Below are 22,139 nucleotides of genomic sequence, written 5' to 3' on the forward strand. Positions count from 1 at the left end.
AGCGTGTCGACTTGACCTCACCCCTCAGGTGCAGCAAGTGCTATGGCGCGACTCGTGATGGGACCCCACCGCCCAGTGCCTATGGAAAAGACGGCTCGCCTGCGGCCTCGCCAAAAGCAAAGGCCGCCCACGTCCCGTTGGACATGGGCGGCCCTTGGTGGTCTGGGTCAGGCGTTGCCGTCGAACAGTGAGGTGACGGAGCCGTCCTCGAACACTTCCTGGATCACGCGCGCCAGTAGCGGTGCGATGGACAGGACGGTCATGTTCGGGAAGCGCTTCTCTGCCGGGATCGGGAGCGTGTCGGTGAACACGACCTCGCGGGCGCCCGAGTCCTGCAGGCGTTGGGTGGCCGGGCCCGAGAGGATGCCGTGCGTGGCTGCGATGACCACGTCCGAGGCGCCCTCGTTGAGGAGTTGCTTCACTGCTCCTGCGATGGTGCCGCCGGTGTCGACCATGTCGTCGATGACGATGCAGAGGCGGCCCTCTACCTTGCCGACCACCCGGTTGGAGACGACCTCGTTCGGGCGGAGGGGGTCTCGGGTCTTGTGGATGAACGCGATCGGCGTGCCGCCGAGGGTGTCCGCCCACTTCTCTGCCAGCTTCGTGCGGCCGGAGTCGGGGGAGACGACGGTGATGTCGTGGCCCGCGTACTTGCCTCGGATGTGGTCTGCCAGCAGTGGCATGGCCCAGAGGTGGTCCACCGGGCCGTCGAAGAAGCCCTGGATCTGGGCTGTGTGCAGGTCGACGGAGACGAGGCGGTCCGCGCCTGCGGTCTTGAAGAGGTCTGCGACCAGGCGGGCCGAGATGGGCTCGCGGCCCCTGTGCTTCTTGTCCTGGCGGCTGTACGGGTAGAACGGCATGATCACGGTGATGCGCTTGGCGCTGGCGCGCTTGAGGGCGTCGACCATGATCAGCTGTTCCATCAGCCACTGGTTGATGGGGGCGGTGTGCGACTGGATCACGAAGGCGTCGCAGCCGCGCACTGACTCCTCGAAGCGGACGAAGATCTCGCCGTTCGCGAAGTCGTAGGCGGACTGCGGGGTCACCGTGACGTTGAGGTGCTTCGAGACCTCTTCCGTCAACTCCGGGTAGGCACGCCCGCCGAAGAGCATCAGGTTCTTCTTCGGTGTGCCGGGCATCTGCGGGTTCACGGTCAGCGACCCTCCTCTGTGTTCTCGTCGGCATTCTGCTTCGCCAGGGCCTCGGCTGCTGCCTGAGCGGCGGCCGTGCCTTCACGACGGCTGAGGACCCAGCCTTCGAGGTTGCGCTGTGGGCCTCCGGACACGGCGAGTGCGCCCGGTGGGACGTCGCGGCGCAGGACGGTGCCCGCGCCGGTGTACGCGCCGTCGCCCACGGTCACCGGTGCTACGAACATGTTGTCCGAGCCGGTGCGGCAGTGGGAACCGACGATCGTGCGGTGCTTGTTCACCCCGTCGTAGTTGACGGTTACCGATGCTGCACCGATGTTGCTGTGATCGCCGATCGTGGCGTCGCCGATGTACGACAGGTGGGGGACCTTCGAGCCCTCGCCGATCGTGGAGTTCTTCGTCTCGACGAAGGTGCCGATCTTGCCCTTCACGCCCAGGGAGGTGCCGGGGCGGAGGTAGGCGAACGGGCCCACGGAGGCGTTGTCGCCGATCACCGAGTCGCTGCCGTGGGTTCGCACGACCGAGGCGCCCTCGCCGACCGTGACGCCCGAGAGCGTGGTGTCGGGGCCGATGGTCGCCCTTGCGCCGATCACGGTGCCCGCGCGGAGCTGCACGTTCGGCTCGATCAGGGTGTCCTGGCCGACCTGGACGCCCGCGTCCACCCACACCGAGGCCGGGTCGACGACGGTGACGCCGCCGCGCATGAGGCCCTCGACGATGCGGCGGTTCATCTCGGTGCCGACCGCGGCGAGCTGCACGCGGTCGTTGATGCCCTCGACCAGCCAGCGGTCGGACGCGATCAGGGCGCCTACGCGCTTGCCGTCGCCGCGGGCGATGCCCAGGACGTCGGTCAGGTAGAGCTCGCCCTGGGCGTTGTCGGTGGACAACCGGGAGAGGCCGTCGCGCAGGACCGCCGCGTCGAACGCGTAGACGCCCGAGTTGATCTCCTGGATCAGCCGCTCGGCGTGGTCGGCGTCCTTCTGCTCCACGATCCGCTGCACGGTGCCGTCGGCGTCGCGGACGATCCGGCCGTACCCGGTGGGGTTGTCCACCACGGCCGTCAGGACGGTCACCGCGTTGCCGGCCGAACGGTGCTCGGCGAGCAGGTCCTGGAACGTCTGTGTGTCGAGCAGCGGCACGTCGCCGTAGCTGACGATCACCGTGCCGGCCAGGTCGTGCGGCAGCTCGGCCAGGCCGCAGGAGACGGCGTGCCCGGTGCCCTTCTGCTCGGCCTGCACCGCGACGGTGACCTTGCGGCCCAGCGTCCCGGCGAGGGTCTCCAGATGCTCGGTGACGGCTTCACGGCCGTGACCGACGACGACGGCCAGGTGGTCGGGGTCTGTGCCGGCCGCCGCGCGCACCGCGTGTTCGACGAGTGAGCGTCCGGCGATCCGGTGCAGCACCTTGGGCGTGGACGACCGCATGCGGGTGCCTTCCCCGGCGGCGAGCACGACCGTGCTGACAGGGCCCTCGAGCATCAATGCTCTCCCTAACAGGCTGGGTGTTTCGAGTCCGCGGACCAGCCTAGGCCTCCGCGGACGGCTCCCCCGCCACGGCCGCGACCTGGCAGCCACCCTGGCGCTTCGCCACGTACATCGCCGAGTCCGCCCTCGACAGGGCCTGGTTGGCGGATTCGCGGGGGCGCAGCGAGATGACGCCGACCGACAGCGTCACGCCCCTGGAGAGGTCGATTGGCAAGCCTGCCACGGCATCCACGGCCCGGCCGAGTGCTGCTTCGGCGGCGTGCAGAGGGGCCCCCGGCAGCAGGACGACGAACTCGTCGCCGCCGTAGCGGGCCACCATGTCGTCACCCCGCAGGGCCTGCCGCAGTGTGCTGGCAATCACCCGAAGAACATCATCACCCTCGGCATGTGAATGCCGGTCGTTGACGCCCTTGAACCCGTCCAGGTCGACCAGCGCGATCGAGAACGGATCGACCTGACCGGCGATGAGCTCGCCGATCTTGTCGTCGAGCGCGCGGCGGTTCGGCAGGCCCGTCAGCGGGTCCTGCAACGCCTGCTGCGCGATCTGGCCGTGCGCGCGCGTCAGCCGTTCGTGCTCACGGCGCGTCTGCAACGTGGCCACGCGGGACTCGCGCATCTGCCACAGCTCCAGCTCCAGGGCCGCGTTGTAGGCCTGCAGCGCCGACGTCGTGTGGGGCCCGCACAGGTGCGCGTACTCGCGTTCCAGCGACAGCACCAGCGACGGTTCGGACGTGTCGTGCTCCATCTGCGTGCGCGTGTCGCCGAGGACCTTGAGCGCGTCGTCCAGCCGGTTCGCCTCGACCAGGCACCGGGCCAGCGCGATCGCGACGATGATCAGCTCCCGCGCGTACATCGACAGGCCGCGCAACGACCAGAGGCGGTCGAGGTGGCTCTCGGCCGGGTTCGTCAGCGCGTGGGCGGCACCGAGGATCGGCACCTGCTCGGCGGCGTCCATGTCGCGCCGGCCGGGGTGCAGCGACTGCCGGAACGGCACCTCGGCGGCCTCGGCGAGCCCGGAGGCGACCTTGAACTGCTCGTGCGCGGCGTCGTGCAGGTTCACCCGTTCGAGGCGCAGGCCCCAGCCGATCCGCAGCCGGGCCCGGTTCACCAGGTGCACGTAGATCTGGTGCGGCTGGCCGCTCTCGCGCAACGCGTTGTTCGCGCCCGCCAGCACGTCGTCCGCCATCTCGTAGACGCCGAGCTGGGTCAGCACCAGCGCGATGTCCTGAAACGTGTTGGCCAGCAGCTGGTCCCAGATGCGCTTGTCGAAGACCGGGTCGACGTCGGGTTCCTCGTCGAGCATCATCGCCAGGGCCGACGCGATCTCGGTCAGCGCCTTGTCCTCGGCGTTGCCCAGCAGGAACCGGCGTCCGCGCAACGCCCGCGCGTCCGCCTCCAGCACGATCAGGCCGTGGCGGCGGCAGTGGGCGAGCATCTCGTCGAGCTGGGGATCGGACATGTCGACGAGGCCCGGCGTGACCAGTCTGACCACGGCCGCGGCTCTGAGCAGCTGCGCGACGATGCGGGGCTCACCACGACCCTGCGCCTCGGCGAGGATGTGGTCGATCTCGGACGCCGCGTCGAGCTGCGCGGCGAGGTGGCTGCTCTGGGCCACGGCGACGAGTTCGCTCGCGCGACCCACCAGCCACGCGTCGGACATCTCGTGATGGCGGTGGCGCACGTTGCCCTGCTCGTCGACCGTTTCCTCGGGCAGCTTCACACCTCCCAAAGAGCGCGACCCTGTGCCCTCAAGGCCCCTGCTCCGCCACCAGGATTCGAACCTGGACCATCTGAACCAAAATCAGAGGTGCTGCCTTTACACCATGGCGGAACGGGCGAGCTCGCGCCCGCCCACGCGCACATGTTGTCACGAGTGGTCCTCTTCTTGTCCAACCACCACTCGCTCGGCTCAGTTCAAGATCACGGCGTGGCGCCGATTGACCTGGTCAGAAAGTCCCCGAGGGCCGTTCGATACGTGTCCGTCGCCACATTCCACCCGGAGGTGTGGTCAGCGCCCGGGATCTCCACGTACTGCAGCGGCCACCCGAGCCCGCTCGCCGCCGTCGCGAGGTCGCGGGAGGACTGGGCGGGCACCGTGCCGTCCGCCGAGCCGTGGATGAGCAGCGTCGGCGGCTTGCGCGCCGGAGGGCTCGCCACGAGGTCGAACCGGTCGAAGTCGATGCCGGTGCGCCACCCGGACACGACCTCGGCCACCGGCGTGAGCCACGTCGGCACGCCCCGGTTCTCGGCCTGCAGGTTCAGCGTCTGCGTCCAGTTCGTGACGGGGGAGTCGAGCACGACGCCGCTGACGGCCGCCGCGAGACCGGACCGGGCGAGCGTCTGGCCGACGATCGCGCCGCCCATCGACCAGCCGTAGAGCACGACCTTCTTCGCGCCCTTGTCCTGCGCGTACCTGATGGCGGCCTCGACGTCGTGCCACTCGGTGTCGCCGAGGTGGTAGAGGCCGTCGGGCGACTTCGGCGCGCCGGCGTCGTTGCGGTAGGTGATCAGCAGGACGGGCAGCCCGGCGCCGTGGAGCTGGGGGACCACGCGCAGCGCCTCCTCGCGCGACGCGCCCCGCCCGTGCACGGTGATGACCCAGGTGTCCGGGTTCGAGCCGGGGACGAACCACGCGGGCATGTCGCCGAGCTCGCCGGGGACCGCGACGTCGCTGAATACCAGCCCGAGCGCCGTCTTCGGGGTGCCCTCGTAGACGTCGGTCTCGATGCGCACCTTCGTGCCCTCGGGCGGTGCGGTGCCTTCGATCAGAGGACGTTCCACGCGCCCGTCCCTGTGCGACGCCACGTCACCGACCTTCGCCGTGCCGCCGGGCCAGACGATGCCGAACGTGCCACGCAGCGTCGTGAGCTTCGATTCGGCGAGCACGACGTTCTTGTCGTCCACGCCGAGCGACGTCTCGGGGTAGCGCCGCGGCACCTCCTCCGGTTCGAGCAGCTCGCCGCTGTAGTACCAGCCGACGCCGCCCAGAGCCGCTGTGACCAGCACGAGCAGGACGAGCAGCGAGGTCACGGTGATCCGGATGATCTTGCGTCTGGCCATGTCCCGATGATGCCGCGCCGAGGTCTCGATTCCGCGCGACACAGCGCGGCGAACCTGAGAAAGGTGGATGAGTTTTCATGCGGGGTACGGCGGGAGCGGGTCATCTCCGACCGCGAGGAAGTGACCTTTGTAGGCTGGTTCGGTGGCCAGGGTCAGGATGACGGGCAAGGAACGGCGGGAACAGCTCCTGGACGTCTCCCGCGCCCTGTTCGCCGAGAGGGGCTTCGACGCGACCTCGGTCGAGGAGATCGCGCACCGCGCCAGCGTGTCGAAACCCGTGGTATACGAGCACTTCGGCGGCAAGGAAGGCATCTACGCCGTCGTCGTGGACCGCGAGATGCAGCGCCTGATGGACCAGATCGTCGGCGCGCTGGACGTCGGTGCGCACCCGCGTGAGCTGCTCGAACAGGCCGCCTGCGCGCTGCTCGACTACATCGAGGGCTCGACGGACGGGTTCCGCGTCCTGGTCCGCGACTCACCCGTCGCGTCGACCTCGGGCACCTTCTCGTCGCTGCTGAACGACATCGCGTCTCAGGTCGAGCACATCCTCGCGCTGCACTTCGCCAAGCAGGGCTACGACCGCAAGCTCGCCCCGCTGTACGCGCAGGCGCTGGTCGGGATGGTCGCGCTGACCGGGCAGTGGTGGCTGGAGGCGCGCAAGCCGAAGAAGGACGAGGTGGCGGCCCACCTCGTGAACCTGGCGTGGAACGGGCTGTCGGCGATGGAGCACAGGCCGAAGCTGCGCAGCCGGTCCTGAGCTGGTTGTCGTAGTGCAACTGCACGGCTGAGCGGCTCGGCGTTAGTGCATCCCGCCGAACCCGTGCACGCTGTGAAACGGACTGAGCACTCCTCAGCGATGACTCACTTGAAGCCCGGTGTCCGAGCCGTGCGTCGAGGGGTCGTACGGCTCGGACGGCTTCACACGGTTCCGGTGAGCTTGAGCAGCTTGTCGTCGGTGCCGTTCGACGTCGTGACGTAGAGGGATCCGTCCGGCGCGGTGCGGGCGGCGCGCAGACGGCCGTACTTGTCGTTCAGCTCCTCGGGAATGCTGACGTTCTGCACCTTGCCCGCCGCGTCCAGCGTGAACAGCATCAGCTTCGAGCCCTTCAGGGCCGTGATCGCGAGCTTGCCGTTCCAGAACGCGGCCTGGCAGATCGCCTCGGTCGGCGAGCCGGACGACCACACCGCGGGCACCGCGTCCGGGAACCGCTGCAGGTCGGTCATCGGCACGCTCTCGTCGTACCCGCCCTTCGTGCCGCCCTCCGACGGGTCCCAGCCGTAGTTGGCGCCCTTGCGGAGCAGGTTGACCTCGTCGTCGACGCTCGGGCCGTGCTCGCTCGAGAAGGCCTGGTCGCTGTCCGGCCGGAACACCACGCCCTGCACGTTGCGGTGGCCGTAGGTGTAGACGCGGCGCTCGTTGGCGTTCGCGGAGGTGATGAACGGGTTGCCGGCCGCGCCCTCGCCGGTCTCGGCGTCGATGCGCAGCACCTTGCCGCCGAGGCTCGTGCGGTCCTGCGGGTTGCGGGCCTGCGCGATGTCACCGGTCGCGACGTACATCGACCCGTCCGGTGCCAGCGTCGGGCGGCAGCCGGAGTGCCGTCCGCTGGAGTTGGACGGCATGCCGGTGAGCAGGTCCTTGGTCTTGGTCGCCTTGGCGCCGTCGAGGCGGAACGTCACCAGCCGCACGTCCCGGACGGTGTTGTAGCAAACGGTGAAGCGCTGGTTGTCGGGGTGGATCACCAGGCCCATGAGGCCGCCCTCGCCGCGCGCCTGCAGGTCGGTCAACTCGACGTCGACGGGCGTGACCTGGCCGTCGCGCACCAGCTTGATCTTGCCGGGCCGTTCGGTGACCAGCATCGCGCCACCGGGCAGGAACCCGATGTCCCAGGCGTGCTGGAGACCGCCCGCGACCTCCTCGACCTTCAGGCCCTGCGGCGCCGGAGCCTTCGACGGCGCGTTGCCGCCCGGTTCCGGAGCCGAACAAGCGGCGACGACCAGCACCAACCCTGCAGCAACGAGTGCGCGCATGTCCCAACTATGCGTTTTGCGCCGTGGAGGTTCCGTAAGGCCGCTCAACGGGCAGCAACGCGCGCGCTCCGTCCAGATCACGCTGCCGCACCTTCTCGTGGACCTCGCGCGCGAGGTCCGTCACGTCGGTGATGCCGACCGTCCACTCGTTGACATACATGTCCACGGCCTCGCGCGTCAGCCCGATCTGGATGGACCTGTGCTCCAGCGCCTCGTGGTGCAGGCCGCGTTCCGGGTCCCACTGAACGCGCACCGACGGCTTGCCCGGGATCTTGCTCGACACGGCGTTGGAGACCGCCCAATCGAACCCCGTGCGGGTGATGCGCACGGCCAGCACGCGCTCCTGGCCTTCCTTCTGGGCGTAGCCGCAGCGGTACATCATCCAGAGGAACGACGGCTTGATCCACGTCATCCGTTCCATCTTGAACGGCGGCACGAACCGTTGGGCGGCCACGGCCGGTTCGGCGATGGCGGGTGAATAAGCCTGGTAAACCACTATGGACTGATCGTCGTAGTCAGCCCTGATCTCTTTCGTCGACACGAGCACAGAGTGACGGACGGAGGCGTGCTCGAGCCACCCGATAAGGGGTCGCGGAACGAGCTATGGTGGGTGGTGAGACCCCTCGTCCCAGGCAGGGGTCTGTCCGGCGTTCTTCCGGCGCCTCCGCACTCGACCGGGGTTTCTCACATGCCGCTGCTCGGCCTGCTCTCCTGCGTCCTGCCCGACAAAGCTCTTCGCACGTTGATCGAGTCCGCCGGTGTTCCCGAGCTGGAGCTCGACGGTCCGCTGGCCGCCCGCCCGCTCGTGGCCGCCGCGCTGTCCACCGCGAAGCCGGTCCTCGCCGTCACCGCCACCGGTCGTGAGGCCGAGGAGCTGACGAACGTCCTCAGAGACCTCATCGGCCAGGACAAGGTCGCGTTCTTCCCCAGCTGGGAGACGCTGCCGCACGAGCGCCTCAGCCCGCGGGCGGACACGGTCGGCGCGCGCCTGCAGGTGCTGCGCCGCCTCAAGCACCCCGAGGGTGACCCGATCCGGGTCCTCGTCACGACGGTCCGCAGCCTCATCCAGCCGATGGCGCCTGGCCTGGGCGACCTGACGCCGGTGCACCTGAAGGTCGGCGAGGAGCAGGACTTCGTCGAGCTCGTCACGCGCCTGGCCGAGAACGCCTACAGCCGCGTCGACATGGTCGAGAAGCGCGGCGAGTACGCGACGCGCGGCGGCATCCTCGACATCTTCCCGCCGACGGCCGAGCACCCGTACCGCGTCGAGTTCTGGGGCGACGAGGTCAGCGAGATCCGGCCGTTCTCGGTGCAGGACCAGCGATCGCTGCCCGAGGAGGTCGTCGAGTTCGTCGCGCCGCCGTGCCGGGAGCTGCTGCTGACCGACGACGTCAAGCAGCGCGCGGCCGAGCTGGCGCTGGAGCACGAGTCCGACGCGCACCTGGCCGAGATGCTGGAGAAGATCTCCGGCGGCATCGCGGTGGAGGGCATGGAGGCGTTGATCCCGGCGCTCTGCCCCGGCGAGCTGCAGCTGCTCACCGACGTCGTCGAACCGGGCACGCACGTCCTGCTCAACGACCCGGAGAAGATCCGGGCGCGCGCGGCCGACCTGGTGCGCACCGGGCAGGAGTTCCTCGAGGCGTCGTGGATGGCGGCGGCCGGCGGGGGCAAGGCGCCGATCGACCTGGGGCGCAGCGCGTACCAGGGCATCGGCGAGGTCGCGGAGGCCGCGAAGGCGAACGGCCGTTCCTGGTGGACGCTCAGCCAGCTCACCACGGACTCGAAGGACGTCGTCCACCTCGACGTCAAGCCCGTCGAGGCCTACCAGGGCGACGTCGAGCGCGCGTTCGCCGACCTGAAGGCGCACACGGCGACGGGTGGCGTGGCCGTGCTGGTCGTGCCCGGCGCCGGCACCGCGCACCGGGCCGAGGAACGGCTCAAGGAAGCCGAGGTCGCTGCCGTCTGCGTCGAATCCCTCGACGAGGCACCGAAAGCCGGCCTGGTCACGGTCGTGCGCGGCGCGCTCGAGGACGGCTTCATGCTGCCGGACCTCGCGCTCGTGGTGCTGACCGAGACCGACCTCACCGGCGGCCGCGGCGGTACGTCCACGAAGGACATGCGCAAGATGCCGTCCAAGCGGCGCAACGCGGTGGATCCGCTGGCGCTCAAGGCCGGCGACTTCGTGGTGCACGAGCAGCACGGCATCGGCAAGTACGTGGAGATGGTCCAGCGCACCGTGGCCGGCGCCACCCGCGAGTACCTGGTCCTGGAGTACGCGTCGTCCAAGCGCGGCCAGCCCGGCGACCGGTTGTTCGTCCCGACCGACCAGCTCGACGAGGTCAGCCGGTACGTCGGCGGCGAGCTGCCCACGCTGAACAAGCTCGGCGGCAGCGACTGGAAGAACACGAAGTCCAAGGCGCGCAAGGCGGTCAAGCAGATCGCGGCCGAGCTCGTGCAGCTCTACGCGGCCCGCCAGAGCGCACCGGGCCACGCGTTCGCGAGCGACACGCCCTGGCAGCGCGAGCTGGAGGACGCGTTCGCGTTCGTCGAGACGCAGGACCAGATGGCCGCGATCGACGAGGTCAAGGCCGACATGGAACGTTCCGTGCCGATGGACCGCGTCATCTGCGGCGACGTCGGCTACGGCAAGACGGAGATCGCGGTCCGCGCGGCGTTCAAGGCGGTGCAGGACGGCAAGCAGGTCGTCGTGCTGGTGCCGACGACGCTGCTCGCCCAGCAGCACCTCAACACGTTCGCCGAGCGCATGCGCCAGTTCCCGGTGAACGTCAGGGGACTGAGCCGCTTCACCGACCCGCAGGAGTCCGCGCAGACCATCGCCGGTCTCGCGGACGGCGAGGTCGACATCGTGATCGGCACGCACCGGCTGCTGCAGAAGAACGTGCGGTACAAGGACCTCGGCCTCGTGATCGTCGACGAGGAGCAGCGCTTCGGTGTGGAGCACAAGGAGCACATCAAGGCGCTCAGGACCCACGTCGACGTGCTGACGATGTCCGCGACGCCGATCCCGCGCACGCTGGAGATGTCGCTCGCCGGCATCCGCGAGATGTCCACGATCCTGACCCCGCCCGAGGAACGGCACCCGATCCTCACCTACGTCGGCGCGTACGACGACAAGCAGGTCGGAGCGGCGATCCGGCGCGAGCTGATGCGCGACGGACAGGTCTTCTACGTGCACAACAGGGTCTCGACCATCGAGAAGGCCGCGAAGCGCATCCGGGAACTGGTGCCGGAAGCCCGCGTCGTGACCGGGCACGGCCAGATGAACGAGGACAAGCTCGAACACCTCATCCAGGGCTTCTGGGAACGCGAGTACGACGTGCTCGTCTGCACCACGATCGTCGAGACGGGCCTCGACATCTCCAACGCCAACACGTTGATCGTCGAGCGGGGAGACCTGCTCGGCCTGGCCCAGCTGCACCAGCTGCGCGGCCGCGTCGGCCGTGGCCGCGAGCGCGGGTACTCGTACTTCCTGTACCCGCCCGAGACGCCGCTGACCGAGCACGCGCACGACCGGCTCGCGACGATCGCGCAGAACACCGAGCTCGGCGCCGGCATGGCCGTCGCGATGAAGGACCTGGAGATCCGCGGCGCCGGCAACATCCTCGGCGCGGAGCAGTCCGGTCACATCGCGGGCGTCGGGTTCGACCTCTACATCCGGCTGGTGGGCGAGGCCGTCGAGGCGTTCCGCCGGCACGCCGGGGCGGAGGGCGAGATCGAGGAGGAGCTCGCCGAGGTCCGCGTCGACCTCCCCGTCGACGCGCACATCCCGCACGAGTACGTGCCGGGTGAGCGGCTGCGGCTGGAGGCGTACCGCAAGATCGCGGCCGCCACCGACGAGGCGTCGCTGATGTCCGTCTGGGACGAGCTCAAGGACCGCTACGGCACCCCGCCGGAGACCGTCGAACGCCTGCTCGGCGTCGCCCGCCTGCGGCACGCCTGCCGCCGCCACGGGGTCACCGAGGTGATCGCGATGGGCCAGAACCTGCGGTTCGCGAAGCTGGAGCTGCTCGACTCGCAGCTGGTCAGGCTGCGCAGGCTGTTCCCGAAGGCCGTCTACAAGCAGACGATGGGCACGGTCACCGTGCCTAGGCCGACGGAGGGAGCGGCGGGCGGCCGGATGGGTGCACCGCAGCTGCGCGACCAGGAGTTGCTGGACTGGTGCGGTGCGTTCCTCGACTCACTCGCGGGGACTCCCGTGACCGGAGTCACCAAGGCGTGAGAGGGTAGATCCTCGTGAGCACTGTTCTGAAGCGTTTCTCGCTGGTCGGTGTGGCTGTGGCGCTGCTGGCCACCGGTTGTGGCACCGGCCCCGCGAAGGCCGGTTCGGCCGCGATCGTCGGTGATCAGGCGATCAACCTGGAGACCGTCCAGGAGCGCACCGTGAAGGTGCTCAAGAAGGAGCCCGCGGCCCAGCAGATGCAGGGCCAGGGCAAGCTCGACCAGGTCTCGCGGCTCGTGCTGGCCGACGAGATCAACCACAAGATCGCCGAGCGGGCCGGTCAGCTCGAGAACATCACGGTCGACGAGACCAAGGTGTACGACGCGATCGCGGAGAAGGGCGGCGCCGAGGCCGCCTCCAAGCAGAGCGAGCAGGACGAGACCACGATCCACCGTCACCAGCGCGACGTGCTGGTGATGGGTGAGCTGGCCCGCCGCAACCTCTCCACGCTCCAGATCGTGATCGACTTCTTCCAGGTCCAGGACCCCAAGGTCGCCAAGGAGAAGGCGGCCGAGGTCGCGGCCGACCCCTCGAAGATGGCGCGGTTCGTGCAGGAGGCCCCGCGCACCACCGGCGGCCAGCAGGCGTCGGCGACGGGCCAGAAGGTCCGCGTCACCGAGAACCCGTCGCTCGTGCACACGATGCTGTGGGGCGTGAAGCCCGGCACCGTCGTCGCCTTCCCGGCCGACGAGCAGCAGTCCAGCTGGATGGTCGCGCTGGTCAAGGAGCGCAACAAGGTCTCGCCCACGCCGGGCGAGGAGGACCTGATCGAGCGCATCGACCCGCAGCTGCTAGCGGCGTTCGGCCTGCGGATCGCGCAGTTCCTGACCGCGGACCAGAAGATCGAGGTCAACCCCCGCTACGGCGTGTGGGACCCGACCAACGCGCAGGTCGTCGGCAGCGCCGGTGAGCGCGCCGGGTACGTCGGTGTGAGCACGACCGAGAACAAGTCTTGATCACGGTCGTCGTCCTCAGCGAGCGGCTCGGAGCCGTGCTGCCCGCTGCCGCCCTGCCCGCGTTGCGCGCCGCCACGGCCGTCTACGCGGGCGAGGGCGTACCGCCGGAGCACTGGTCGGTCCTGGGCGTGGACGGGCCGGCGCCGGCCGACGTGGAGGACGGCGCGGTGGTGATCACGACCTCGGCCGGTGCCTTCCCGGACGCCGAGGTGATCACGACACCGGAACCGCTCGGTGCCGGGCTGCTCGACGCGGCCGCGGTCATGCACCGGCTGCGGTCACCGGGCGGATGTCCGTGGGACGCCGAGCAGACGCACGACTCGTTGCGCCAGTACCTCGTCGAGGAGACCTTCGAACTGCTGGAGGCGATCGAGGACGGCGACCGCACGGCGATGCGCGAGGAGCTCGGCGACGTGCTCCTCCAGGTGCTGTTCCACGCCCGTGTCGCGGCCGAGGACGCCGAAGATCCGTTCGACGTCGACGCCGTGGCGGCCGAACTGGTCGCGAAGCTCGTCGGCCGGCACCCGCATGTCTTCGAGGGCAACGACCCGGCCGTGCACGACGCGACCTCGCAGCAGCACCGCTGGGAGGAGCTCAAGCAGGCCGAGAAGCAGCGCGAGTCCAGTGTGGACGGTGTCGCGCTCGGCCAGCCGGCCGTCGCGCTGGCCGCGAAGCTGGTGCAGCGCACCGCACGCGCGGGCTTCCCGGTCGACCTGCTGCCCGAGGGCGACGACACGGGCACGACGTTGTTCGCCGTGACCGCTTTGTCCAAGCTCGCGGGGGAGGACCCGGAGACGGAGCTCCGCCAGGTCTGCCGCCGGTTCGCCGCGAACGTGCGCGAGGCGGAGGCCAAGGCACGGGCCGAAGGTCTTGAATCTCTTGCGGCGGAGGACTGGCGGCGTTTTTCGCCCTCCTGAAACGGTGGGTGTGAGCTAACGTCGATCTCGTGACTTACCTGCGGTATCCGCATCTTCGCGGTGACTTGGTGACGTTCGTGGCCGAGGACGACGTGTGGCTCGCGCCCGTCGACGGAGGAAGGGCCTGGCGCGCGTCCGCTGATCAGGTACCGGCCCGGACACCCCGTTTTTCGCCTGACGGCACGCATCTCGCGTGGGCCAGCGTGATCGACGGGGCCCCGGAGGTGCGCGTGGCGCCTGTGGACGGTGGCCCCGCACGCCGGCTGACGCACTGGGGCGTGGTCCGGACGGCCGTGTCCGGCTGGACGCCGGACGGGCGAGTGCTGGCGGTGACGCACACCGGTCAGATGTCGCGGCACCGCAAGCAGGCGCATGCCGTTCCGCTGGACGGCGGACCGTCCGAGGTGCTGCCGTACGGATGGGTCAACGACGTCTCGTTCGGCCCGGACGGCCAGGTCGTCACGTCCTCCAGCTACATGCAGGAACCCTCGGCGTGGAAGCGGTACCGCGGTGGCACCGCGGGCAAGCTGTGGGTCGACACCGAGGGCTCCGGTGACTTCACCCGGATCCTGGCCGACCTGAAGTCGACGCTGTCGAACCCGATGTGGGTCGACGGGCGGATCGCGTTCCTGTCCGACCACGAGGGCGTCGGCAGCGTCTACTCGGTGCTGCCGGACGGCACCGACCTGCGCCGCCACTCGCAGGGCGAGTTCTACGCCCGCAACGCCTCCAGCGACGGCTCGCGGGTGATCTTCCACCAGGCCGGCGAACTCTGGCTGCTCGAAGGCCTTTCCGAGCTGCGCAAGCTCGACATCAGGCTCGGCGGCCCGCGCACCGGCCTGCAACCGCGCCACGTCAAGGCTTCCGGCAACATCGAGTCGTTCAGCGTCGACCACACCGGTCGCGCGTCGGCCGTCGAGGTCCGCGGGTCGGTGCACTGGATGACGCACCGCGACGGCCCGGTTCGCGTGCTGGCCGACCGTTCCGACGTGCGCGCACGGCTGCCGAAGGTGCTCGGCGAGACCGGTCACGTGGTGTGGGTGACCGACGTCGAGGGCGAGGAGGCCCTGGAGATCGCGCCCGTCGGCGGTGTCGAGCCGGGCAACACCGCTCGTCGCGTCGCCTCCGGTCAGCTCGGCCGGGTCATGTCCCTGGCCGCCGCGCCGGACGGGTCGCGCGTCGCCGTGGCCACGCACGACGGCCGGTTGCTGTTGGTGGACGTCGCTTCCGGCGAGGTGCGCGAGGTCGTCCGCGGCGCGAACGCCCACATCACGCACCTCGCGTTCTCCCCGGACTCCGCGTGGCTCGCGTGGTCGCACCCCGGCCCGACCCCGTTGCGGCACATCAAGATGGTGAACGCGGCGGATCTGTCCGTTGTGGACGTGACGTCGCTGCGGTTCGCCGACTTCGCGCCGACCTTCACCGAGGACGGCAAGTACCTCGCGTTCCTGTCGATCCGGACGTTCGACCCGGTCTACGACGCGCACGTGTTCGACCTGTCGTTCCCGACCGGCTGCCGCCCGCACCTCGTGCCGCTGGCCGCCACCACGCCGTCGCCGTTCGCACCGATGCGCGGCGGACGCCCGGTCGGCGAGGAGGACAAGGACTCCGAGGACGACGACGAGAAGACCCCGGTGACGAAGGTCGACCTCGACGGCCTCACCGACCGCGTCGTGCCCGTTCCCGTCGCCGCGGCCGACTACGTGTCGTTGAAGGCGGCTCGTGGCGGTCTGCTCTGGCTGCGCCGGCCGTTGCTCGGCGTGCTGGGGGACAACCTGGCGTCGCCAGATGCCCGTCCGCCACGCACGATGCTGGAGCGCTTCGACTTCGCGAAGCTCAAGACCGAGTGCCTCGCGGACAGCGCGGACGCGTTCGCGGTGTCCGGTGACGGCAGGCGGATGCTCGTTGAGGACAGAGGCGACCTGCGGGTCGTGCCGACCGACAGCAAGGCCGACGAGGACTCAGCCGACTACGTGGAGATCGACCTCGCGCGCGTGCGGGTCGTCATCGATCCCGCGCTGGAGTGGGCGCAGATGTACGCCGAGAACGGGCGGCTCATGCGCGACCACTTCTGGCGCACCGACATGGGTGGCGTCGACTGGCAGGGCGAGCTCGACCGCTACCGGCCGCTGGTGGCCGAGGTGGGCAGCCACGACGACCTCGTGGACCTGCTGTGGGAGGTCCAGGGCGAGCTCGGGACCTCGCACGCCTACGTGTGGGGTTCGGCGCCGCACGTGCCCGCTTCCCGTCGTCAGGGGCTGTTGGGCGCTGATCTGGTGCGGACTGGTTCCGACTGGGTCGTCGAGCGGGTGATTCCTGGTGAGACCTCTGATCCGCACGCTCGGTCGCCGTTGTGCGCGCCTGGGGTGGCTGTTCGGGCCGGGGACGTTCTGGTGGCTGTGGACGGGCGCCCGGTTGGGGTTGCTGGGCCTGGGGCGTTGCTGGTCGGGACTGCCGGGAAGCCCGTCGAGTTGACGGTGCGGCCTGGTGGCGGTGGTGAGCTGCGTCGGGTCGTGGTGGTGCCTTTGGCAGATGAGGAGCCTTTGCGGTACCACGACTGGGTTGCCAACCGCCGGGCGTTCACGCATTCGCAGTCCGGTGGGCGGGTCGGGTATCTGCACGTTCCCGACATGATGGGGGCCGGGTGGGCTCAGCTGCACCGGGATCTGCGGCTCGAGTTGACCCGTGAGGCTTTGGTGCTCGACGTTCGAGAGAACGGTGGCGGGCACACCTCGCAGTTGGTGATCGAGAAGCTTGGTCGCAAGGTGATCGGGTGGTCGGTTGCTCGGGGGTACACGGCGTCTGAGTCCTATCCGCAGGATGCGCCTCGGGGGCCTGTTGTCGCGGTGGCTGACGAGTACGCCGGGTCTGATGGTGACATCGTCAACGTGGCCATCAAGGAGCTCGGGATCGGGCCTGTTGTGGGGATGCGGACCTGGGGTGGTGTGATCGGCATCGACATGATGTTCACGTTGGTCGACGGCACGATGGTCACCCAGCCGAGGTACGCGTCGTACTTCAAGGGGCATGGGTGGGGGGTTGAGAACTACGGGGTTGACCCCGACATCGAGGTGGTGATGTCGCCTGCTGATCGGGTTTCTGGGCGGGATCCGCAGTTGGAGCGGGCTGTTTCGCTGGCTTTGGAGACCCTGTCGTCTTCGCCTGCTGCTCACGCTCCGGAGTTGCCGCCGTTGGCTTGAGCACCCCATCGTGTGACTCAAGAACTGTGACGGACTGTTCCATGTGGACGATCAACCAGGTGGAAGGTTGATGGGACAGTTCGTCACCGTTCGGGGGTGTGCTGGAGATGAGTCATCGTGAAGAGCCGCGCAGTGGGCGTGGGTGCTTTGGGGCTGTGGTTGTGGTGCCCTTTTTGGCGCTGGGCGGGATGTTCGCGTTGATCGCGTTGACTGGGGGGCCTTCGGAGGGGTCTTTGGCTGCGCCTCCGCTGTCTCGGCCTTCGGCTTGGTGGACTGAGCCGTTTGAGGCTGGGGTTTCGTTGGCGACTGTTACTGAGACTGTGGTTGTTGAGGGCGCTCGGCGGGAGGTTTTGGCGGCTCGGGTTGCTACGCGGACTCGGGTTGTTGGTGGGGGGACTGTTACCGAGACTGTTCCGGTTTCTGCTGGTAAGCCTGTTGTTACTGGGCGGAACGAGCCTGAGGCCGAGCCTGTCGAAGAAGTGCCGGCTTCGCCGTCTACTTCTTCGGAGGTGCCGGTTGTCACCACCACTGCTCCTGTTGTGTCCAGTGTGGAGCCTGCTCCTCCTGTTGAGACTCCGGTTGAGGTTCCGCCCTCGTCTGCGCCTCGGGCTGAGGAACCGGGTGTGCCGCCGGTTGCCAGTACTCCTGTTGAGCTGCCTTGTGATCGGGGTGAGCCTCCTTTGGGGGAGGGTGAAGACCCTGGGGCTCCGCCCCAGACCCCGCCAATCTGATCCAAAGCCGGGGTCCACGCCGTTCGCGGGTAGATGGCACGCCTGTTGCTTTGGGCGGAGGCGCGTTGCTTTGGTGGTTGCGGTGGTGGGGTGGCTTCGTCACGAGTCGAGCCAAGAGCGGGCCACATGCCTGAAGGGGTGTCAAGCGGACGAAAAGCGTGTCCGCTTGACACCCCTTCAGGCATGCAGCAAGAGCTGTGGCACGACTCGTGACGAAGCCACCCCACCCAGTGTGTTTGGTAAGGACGGCTCGCCTGCGGCATCGCGTGGTCGGCGTTGCGGGCTGCTATTGCTGTGCGCTTGCCCTTGCATAGGCGTCAGCTCCGCTGAACACGTTTTGGCCGTACTCCACGGAGTTGTTGTAGGTGAGTACTGCTGCCCACCAGCCCTGGCCTGTGCCCAGGTCTCTTGCTCCTCCTCCGCAGAGGTAGCGGGCTGCTGTCAGGGCTGCGTCGTCGATGTTCTGCGGGTCTGCTGGTTGGCCGTCGGGCGCTGCTCGTTTTGCCCAGCGGTTCCAGGTGCCTGGGATGAACTGCATCGGGCCCACTGCCCGGTCCCACGTGGTGTCGCCGTCCAGGCGGCCGCCGTCTGTGTCGCGGATGGCTTTGACGCCTGGGCCGCCGTCCAAGGGGATGCCGATGATCGGGCGGGACGGTAGGCCGTTGGTCTGGAGGCGGGCTCCGTTGATGTTGCCGTGGTGGGATTCGATCCTGCCGATGCCTGCCAGGGTGGCCCAGCTGATGCGGCAGGCCGGGGCCTCCTGTTGCATCGTCAGGTCTGCTTGGGCGTAGGCGTGGAGGGCTCGGACCGGGATGTCGGTCTTGCCCGCTACTCGCGTTGCCCATTCGGCCAGTGGGTTGGCTGTTGCCGTGGTGCCCGGGGAGGCGGCGGTGCCTGGGGGTGCTGCGCCCGGCTCCACCTCCTGGATCGGTACCAGGAACGGGGGTGGGCCTGAGGGGGCCGCGTCTCGGCGGTTCAGGGCGCCCAGGGCCCAGGCGCCTGCGGCGACCACGACTATCAGCAGCAGCACCAGGACGATGCGGCCGAAGATGTTGCCGTTGCGGTTGCGGCGGACGGGTTCCTTGACTGCGGGCGGCGGGACCACGGCACCCAGGCTACGTGCTTCACCTGGGTGGTGACGGGGTGAAGCGTGGTGAAACCGGCACTGAGGGCGGATGGGCAATCAGGCGAGACTTACCTTGAATGAGGCCGACCTGATTATAGAGGCGTGGGATGTTGTTCGCCAATGGGCTCGTTGGGCTGCGCTGAGGGCTTGAGTCCGCGCTCGTGGTGAGCATCCTGATCGCATTCCTCGTGAGGACGGGTCGAAGGCGTGCCCTCAAATGGGTTGGGGTCGGTGTTGTGATCGTGGTGGCACTGTCCGTGGTGGCGGAGCCGTGATCACGTTCAGTGCTGCTGGCATGAGCTTTGAGCAGCAGGAAGCCTTTGATGGGATGATGTCGATCATCGCGGTTGCATTCGTCGCGGGAATGATCTTCTGGATGCGGCGGGCGGCCAAGACGATTGCGGCCTAGTTGCGTGTCAAAATGGATGAAGCGCTCAAAGTCGGACCGTTTGCCAATGTTGTCGTGTCTCTTTTGTCTGTTGGCCTGGAAGGGCTCTAGACTGCGGTCTTCTTCTATTCCAGCGAGCGGGCTGCTGGAGGGGGTATGGTCGAGCCGCTTCTTGGTTTTTTGGGCGGAATATTCGTTGCCGTGGTGATCGCCGCGTTGCTCTACCAGGGGCGATCCGGTTCGACCTCGGGAAGATCCAGGCCGGCATCACCACGCCCGCGCAGGACCACATGCACTTCGTCGCGCTCGACGGTGCGGTCGGCGGCAACGTCGAGGCGCCGACCCCGGACACGGCGAGGCGCTCGACCTGGACCCGGCGCGCAGCAACGGTGACATTTGCATCCAGGCCTGCGCGAACGACCCGCAGGTCGCCTCTTCGTGGCGTTCAACAGGGACTCGTGCACGCAGTTGGTGCCGACGCAGCAGGCGTTGTCCACAAAGGACTAGATGATGGAGTGCCTGGAGCACACCGGGTCCGGGCGCTTCGCGGTGCCGCCGGGCGTGCGCGAGGGTGGCTTCTGGGGCGACACCCTGGTCCGGTGATCAGTTCCCCAGGGCCAGCCGGGCTTTGACCTCTCCTAGCGCTTCCTGGTACTCCGGTGACGGGTTCATCGCGACCGCCATCCGGAGCTGGGCGAGCGACTCGGGGAGGCGGCCCTGCCGTTGCAGGGTCTTGCCGAGCGCGAACCGGGCGTAGTGATCGCTCGGGTCGAGGTCGAGCACCTTGCGGAACGCCTCTTCCGCCCTGTTGAGCTGCGCGGACCCGAGGTAGGCCCGGCCGGCCAGCAGTTGCACGGACGGCGCCTCGCCGGCCTCGTCCAGCACCTGCCTCAGTTCGCGCAGCGCGTCGAGCGGCCTGCGCTGCGCCATCAACGCCTCGGCCTTCCGGAACGCCTCGAAGGTGCCGTCCGTCATTCGATCAACGTTACCTACCGCCTGCCGGTTCTTCGACTGCCGTCCGGGCGACAGGACCTGAACGAGTGGCCGGGCCGAGCCGGCACACGCCGAACCCGAGCAGCAGGACCTGTCCCGGTCCAATTCGGACACGGAACACCTGGGCGGCCACGACGGCCGTGAGCACCGGCGTGCACGAGATGACCAACGTCGTGGTCGCCGCCGGCGCACATCCGGACGGACTCCAGGCCTGCCAGGAGCGGTGCCTCAGGTCTCGCGCCACGCCCTGGCCATCCTCTCGACGGCCTCGGTGAGGATCTCCGGCGAGGTCGCGAGGTTCATCCGGACGAAACCGGCACCGCCCGTGCCGAACGGGAGGCCCGAGTTCAGCGCGACCCTGCCGCGCTTGAGGAACGTCCGGGACGGATCGTCACCGAGGCCGAGCCCGCGGCAGTCCAGCCAGGCGAGGTAGGTGCCCTGACCGGGGGAGTAGCGGACGGCGGGCAGGTGCTCGGCGAGCAGGTCGGTGAGCAACGCCCTGTTCTCTTGGAGGCCCTCCAAGAGAGCGTCCAACCAGGTGACGCCGTCGGTGAGCGCCGCCGTGTGGGCAAGGATCCCGACGTGGCTCGGCCCGTGGCTCACCTCCTCCGGCAACCGCGCGAGGTCGCGGGCCGAGCCGGGCCCGGCGATGGCGAGCGCGGCCTTGAGCCCGGCGAGGTTCCACGCCTTCGACGCGGACATCAACGACAGCCCGTCGTCCGCGACGCTCAGGTACGGCACGAAGTCCGCGGTCGTGAGCGGCGCGTGGATCTCGTCCGCCACGACCCGCACCCCGTGCACGCGCGAAAGTCGTGCGACCTCTTCGAGCTCGGCGGCGGTGTGCACCGTCCCGGTCGGGTTCTGCGGGTTGCACAGCAGGTACACCGCACCCCGGCCGGCGCGCACGAACGCGGCCTCCAACGAGCCGAAGTCGATCCTCGCGTCCGCACCCAGCGGAGCCTCGACCGCCTTGCGCCCCAGCGACTCGACGAACTGGAAGAAGGGCGGGTAGACCGGGCTGTTGACGACGACGGGCGCGTCCCGGTGCGAGACCAGCCGGAACATCTCGACCACGCCGAGCATCACGTCCGGCACGATCGACATCCGTTCGACGGCCGGAGTCCAGCCCCACCGCTTCGCCGCGAACGCCGCGAGCGCCTCGGCGTAGGCGGTCCCGCTGGGGTAGCCGGTGTCACCGAGCGCGACGGCGTCGATGATCGCCTGCGCCACGGGTTCGGCGAGCGGGACGTCCATCTCGGCCACCCACACGGGCAGGACGTCCTCGGCGTAGTAGCGCCACTTCATGCTGGTGCGGCGCCTCAGTTGGTCCAGGGCCAGCTGACGTAACGGATTTGCGCTGCTCATGGAGCAAAAGCTAGGGGAACCAACGAGCAAGGTGTTTGCGTTCTTTGCTCATGGACGCCGTTGACCGCAAGATTCTTGCCGAACTGCAGCGCGACGGGCGAATGACCGTCACCGACCTCGCGCACCGCGTGCAGCTGAGCATCTCGCGCTGCCAGCGCCGCCTGCGGGAACTGGAACGCGACGGCGTCATCCACGGCTACCGGGCCGTCGTGGACGCGGCCGCCCTCGGGTTCGGCTTCGAGGCGCTCGTCTTCGCCAAGCTGCGGCTCGACACCATGGCCGACTTCGATCGCGCCCTGGCCGACGTGCCGAACGTGGTGGAGGCGCAACGGTTGTTCGGCAGCCCCGACTACCTGCTGCGGGTGGTCACCGCGGACCTCGCGTCGTACCAGCGGCTGTACGAGGAGACGCTGGCGAAGCTGCCCGGGGTGCGCGGGCTGACGTCGACGATCGTGATGAAGCAGGTGATCGAGCCGCGGCCGTTGCCGACCAGCCCGTGAGAC

16 protein-coding genes and 1 tRNA gene are annotated in these 22,139 nt (G+C 68.9%); 7 read left to right on the forward strand and 10 right to left on the reverse strand.

The window, feature by feature from the left end; genetic code table 11:
- Positions 1 to 167 precede the first annotated feature (167 nt).
- The 5 genes from IEY88_RS29190 to IEY88_RS29210 all read right to left on the reverse strand — a co-directional run bounded on the left by IEY88_RS29190 (position 168) and on the right by IEY88_RS29210 (position 5,692).
- Positions 168 to 1,139, reverse strand: coding sequence for a ribose-phosphate diphosphokinase (locus tag IEY88_RS29190; protein ID WP_189158309.1), 972 nt, complete (start codon positions 1,137 to 1,139; stop codon positions 168 to 170).
- 14 nt (positions 1,140 to 1,153) lie between these two features.
- The gene (glmU, locus tag IEY88_RS29195; protein WP_189158101.1) at positions 1,154 to 2,626 is read right to left on the reverse strand and encodes a bifunctional UDP-N-acetylglucosamine diphosphorylase/glucosamine-1-phosphate N-acetyltransferase GlmU; all 1,473 of its coding nucleotides are present in this window, start codon (positions 2,624 to 2,626) and stop codon (positions 1,154 to 1,156) included.
- Positions 2,627 to 2,672: 46 nt separating this feature from the next.
- Complete coding sequence (locus tag IEY88_RS29200; protein ID WP_229693870.1) at positions 2,673 to 4,352, reverse strand: GGDEF domain-containing protein; 1,680 nt, start codon at positions 4,350 to 4,352, stop codon at positions 2,673 to 2,675.
- A gap of 40 nt (positions 4,353 to 4,392) precedes the next feature.
- Positions 4,393 to 4,463: transfer RNA gene (locus IEY88_RS29205), tRNA-Gln, on the reverse strand.
- A gap of 89 nt (positions 4,464 to 4,552) precedes the next feature.
- Complete coding sequence (locus tag IEY88_RS29210) at positions 4,553 to 5,692, reverse strand: alpha/beta hydrolase family protein (protein ID WP_189158102.1); 1,140 nt, start codon at positions 5,690 to 5,692, stop codon at positions 4,553 to 4,555.
- Positions 5,693 to 5,849: 157 nt separating this feature from the next.
- Between IEY88_RS29210 and IEY88_RS29215 the strand changes: the two genes are divergently transcribed.
- Entirely contained in the window at positions 5,850 to 6,449 is a 600-nt protein-coding gene (locus IEY88_RS29215; protein WP_189158311.1) for a TetR/AcrR family transcriptional regulator, read from the forward strand.
- 161 nt (positions 6,450 to 6,610) lie between these two features.
- On the opposite strand, the gene IEY88_RS29220 is transcribed toward IEY88_RS29215, so the two are convergent.
- Entirely contained in the window at positions 6,611 to 7,720 is a 1,110-nt protein-coding gene (locus tag IEY88_RS29220) for a PQQ-dependent sugar dehydrogenase (RefSeq protein ID WP_189158103.1), read from the reverse strand.
- A gap of 7 nt (positions 7,721 to 7,727) precedes the next feature.
- Positions 7,728 to 8,261, reverse strand: a complete 534-nt coding sequence (locus IEY88_RS29225) for a DUF4291 domain-containing protein (RefSeq protein ID WP_229693871.1) — start codon at positions 8,259 to 8,261, stop codon at positions 7,728 to 7,730.
- 147 nt (positions 8,262 to 8,408) lie between these two features.
- Between IEY88_RS29225 and mfd the strand changes: the two genes are divergently transcribed.
- From mfd to IEY88_RS29245, 4 genes are read left to right on the forward strand one after another with little or no spacing between them, the layout of a single operon-like run.
- On the forward strand, positions 8,409 to 11,960 hold the full coding sequence (gene mfd, locus IEY88_RS29230) for a transcription-repair coupling factor (RefSeq protein WP_189158105.1): 3,552 nt from the start codon (positions 8,409 to 8,411) through the stop codon (positions 11,958 to 11,960).
- A gap of 14 nt (positions 11,961 to 11,974) precedes the next feature.
- Positions 11,975 to 12,916: a hypothetical protein gene (locus tag IEY88_RS29235; RefSeq protein ID WP_189158106.1), complete on the forward strand. Its 942-nt coding sequence runs from the start codon at positions 11,975 to 11,977 to the stop codon at positions 12,914 to 12,916.
- Positions 12,913 to 13,833, forward strand: coding sequence for a nucleoside triphosphate pyrophosphohydrolase (locus IEY88_RS29240; RefSeq protein WP_189158107.1), 921 nt, complete (start codon positions 12,913 to 12,915; stop codon positions 13,831 to 13,833). The genes IEY88_RS29235 and IEY88_RS29240 overlap by 4 nt, the downstream gene beginning before the upstream one ends.
- A 29-nt stretch (positions 13,834 to 13,862) precedes the next feature.
- On the forward strand, positions 13,863 to 17,033 hold the full coding sequence (locus IEY88_RS29245) for a S41 family peptidase (RefSeq protein WP_189158108.1): 3,171 nt from the start codon (positions 13,863 to 13,865) through the stop codon (positions 17,031 to 17,033).
- A gap of 1,017 nt (positions 17,034 to 18,050) precedes the next feature.
- Here IEY88_RS29245 and IEY88_RS29250 read toward each other — a convergent pair.
- The gene (locus IEY88_RS29250; protein WP_189158109.1) at positions 18,051 to 18,869 is read right to left on the reverse strand and encodes a lysozyme family protein; all 819 of its coding nucleotides are present in this window, start codon (positions 18,867 to 18,869) and stop codon (positions 18,051 to 18,053) included.
- 292 nt (positions 18,870 to 19,161) lie between these two features.
- On the opposite strand from IEY88_RS29250, the gene IEY88_RS44485 reads away from it, so the two are divergent.
- Positions 19,162 to 19,299, forward strand: coding sequence for an FTR1 family protein (locus tag IEY88_RS44485; RefSeq protein ID WP_229693872.1), 138 nt, complete (start codon positions 19,162 to 19,164; stop codon positions 19,297 to 19,299).
- A gap of 582 nt (positions 19,300 to 19,881) precedes the next feature.
- On the opposite strand, the gene IEY88_RS29260 is transcribed toward IEY88_RS44485, so the two are convergent.
- Positions 19,882 to 20,253 (reverse strand): tetratricopeptide repeat protein, encoded by a 372-nt coding sequence (locus tag IEY88_RS29260; protein WP_189158110.1) that lies wholly within the window; start codon positions 20,251 to 20,253, stop codon positions 19,882 to 19,884.
- Between the two features lie 246 nt (positions 20,254 to 20,499).
- Positions 20,500 to 21,636, reverse strand: coding sequence for a MalY/PatB family protein (locus IEY88_RS29265; RefSeq protein WP_189158111.1), 1,137 nt, complete (start codon positions 21,634 to 21,636; stop codon positions 20,500 to 20,502).
- A 50-nt stretch (positions 21,637 to 21,686) separates the two neighbouring features.
- On the opposite strand from IEY88_RS29265, the gene IEY88_RS29270 reads away from it, so the two are divergent.
- A complete protein-coding gene (locus IEY88_RS29270) occupies positions 21,687 to 22,136 on the forward strand; it encodes an Lrp/AsnC family transcriptional regulator (protein ID WP_189158112.1) in 450 nt (149 codons plus the stop codon).
- The last annotated feature ends 3 nt before the right edge of the window (positions 22,137 to 22,139 follow it).

Origin of the sequence: Lentzea pudingi, from assembly GCF_014646255.1 — a bacterium.
Lineage (GTDB): Bacteria > Actinomycetota > Actinomycetes > Mycobacteriales > Pseudonocardiaceae > Lentzea > Lentzea pudingi.

Coding starts and splice junctions, on each gene's coding strand:
- mfd (WP_189158105.1), top strand. CDS start 8,409: ATGCCGCTGCTCGGCCTGCTCTCCTGCGTCCTGCCCGACAAAGCTCTT.
- IEY88_RS29260 (WP_189158110.1), bottom strand. CDS start 20,253: ATGACGGACGGCACCTTCGAGGCGTTCCGGAAGGCCGAGGCGTTGATG.
- IEY88_RS29215 (WP_189158311.1), top strand. CDS start 5,850: ATGACGGGCAAGGAACGGCGGGAACAGCTCCTGGACGTCTCCCGCGCC.
- IEY88_RS29210 (WP_189158102.1), bottom strand. CDS start 5,692: ATGGCCAGACGCAAGATCATCCGGATCACCGTGACCTCGCTGCTCGTC.
- glmU (WP_189158101.1), bottom strand. CDS start 2,626: ATGCTCGAGGGCCCTGTCAGCACGGTCGTGCTCGCCGCCGGGGAAGGC.
- IEY88_RS29265 (WP_189158111.1), bottom strand. CDS start 21,636: ATGAGCAGCGCAAATCCGTTACGTCAGCTGGCCCTGGACCAACTGAGG.
- IEY88_RS29270 (WP_189158112.1), top strand. CDS start 21,687: ATGGACGCCGTTGACCGCAAGATTCTTGCCGAACTGCAGCGCGACGGG.
- IEY88_RS29220 (WP_189158103.1), bottom strand. CDS start 7,720: ATGCGCGCACTCGTTGCTGCAGGGTTGGTGCTGGTCGTCGCCGCTTGT.
- IEY88_RS29190 (WP_189158309.1), bottom strand. CDS start 1,139: ATGCCCGGCACACCGAAGAAGAACCTGATGCTCTTCGGCGGGCGTGCC.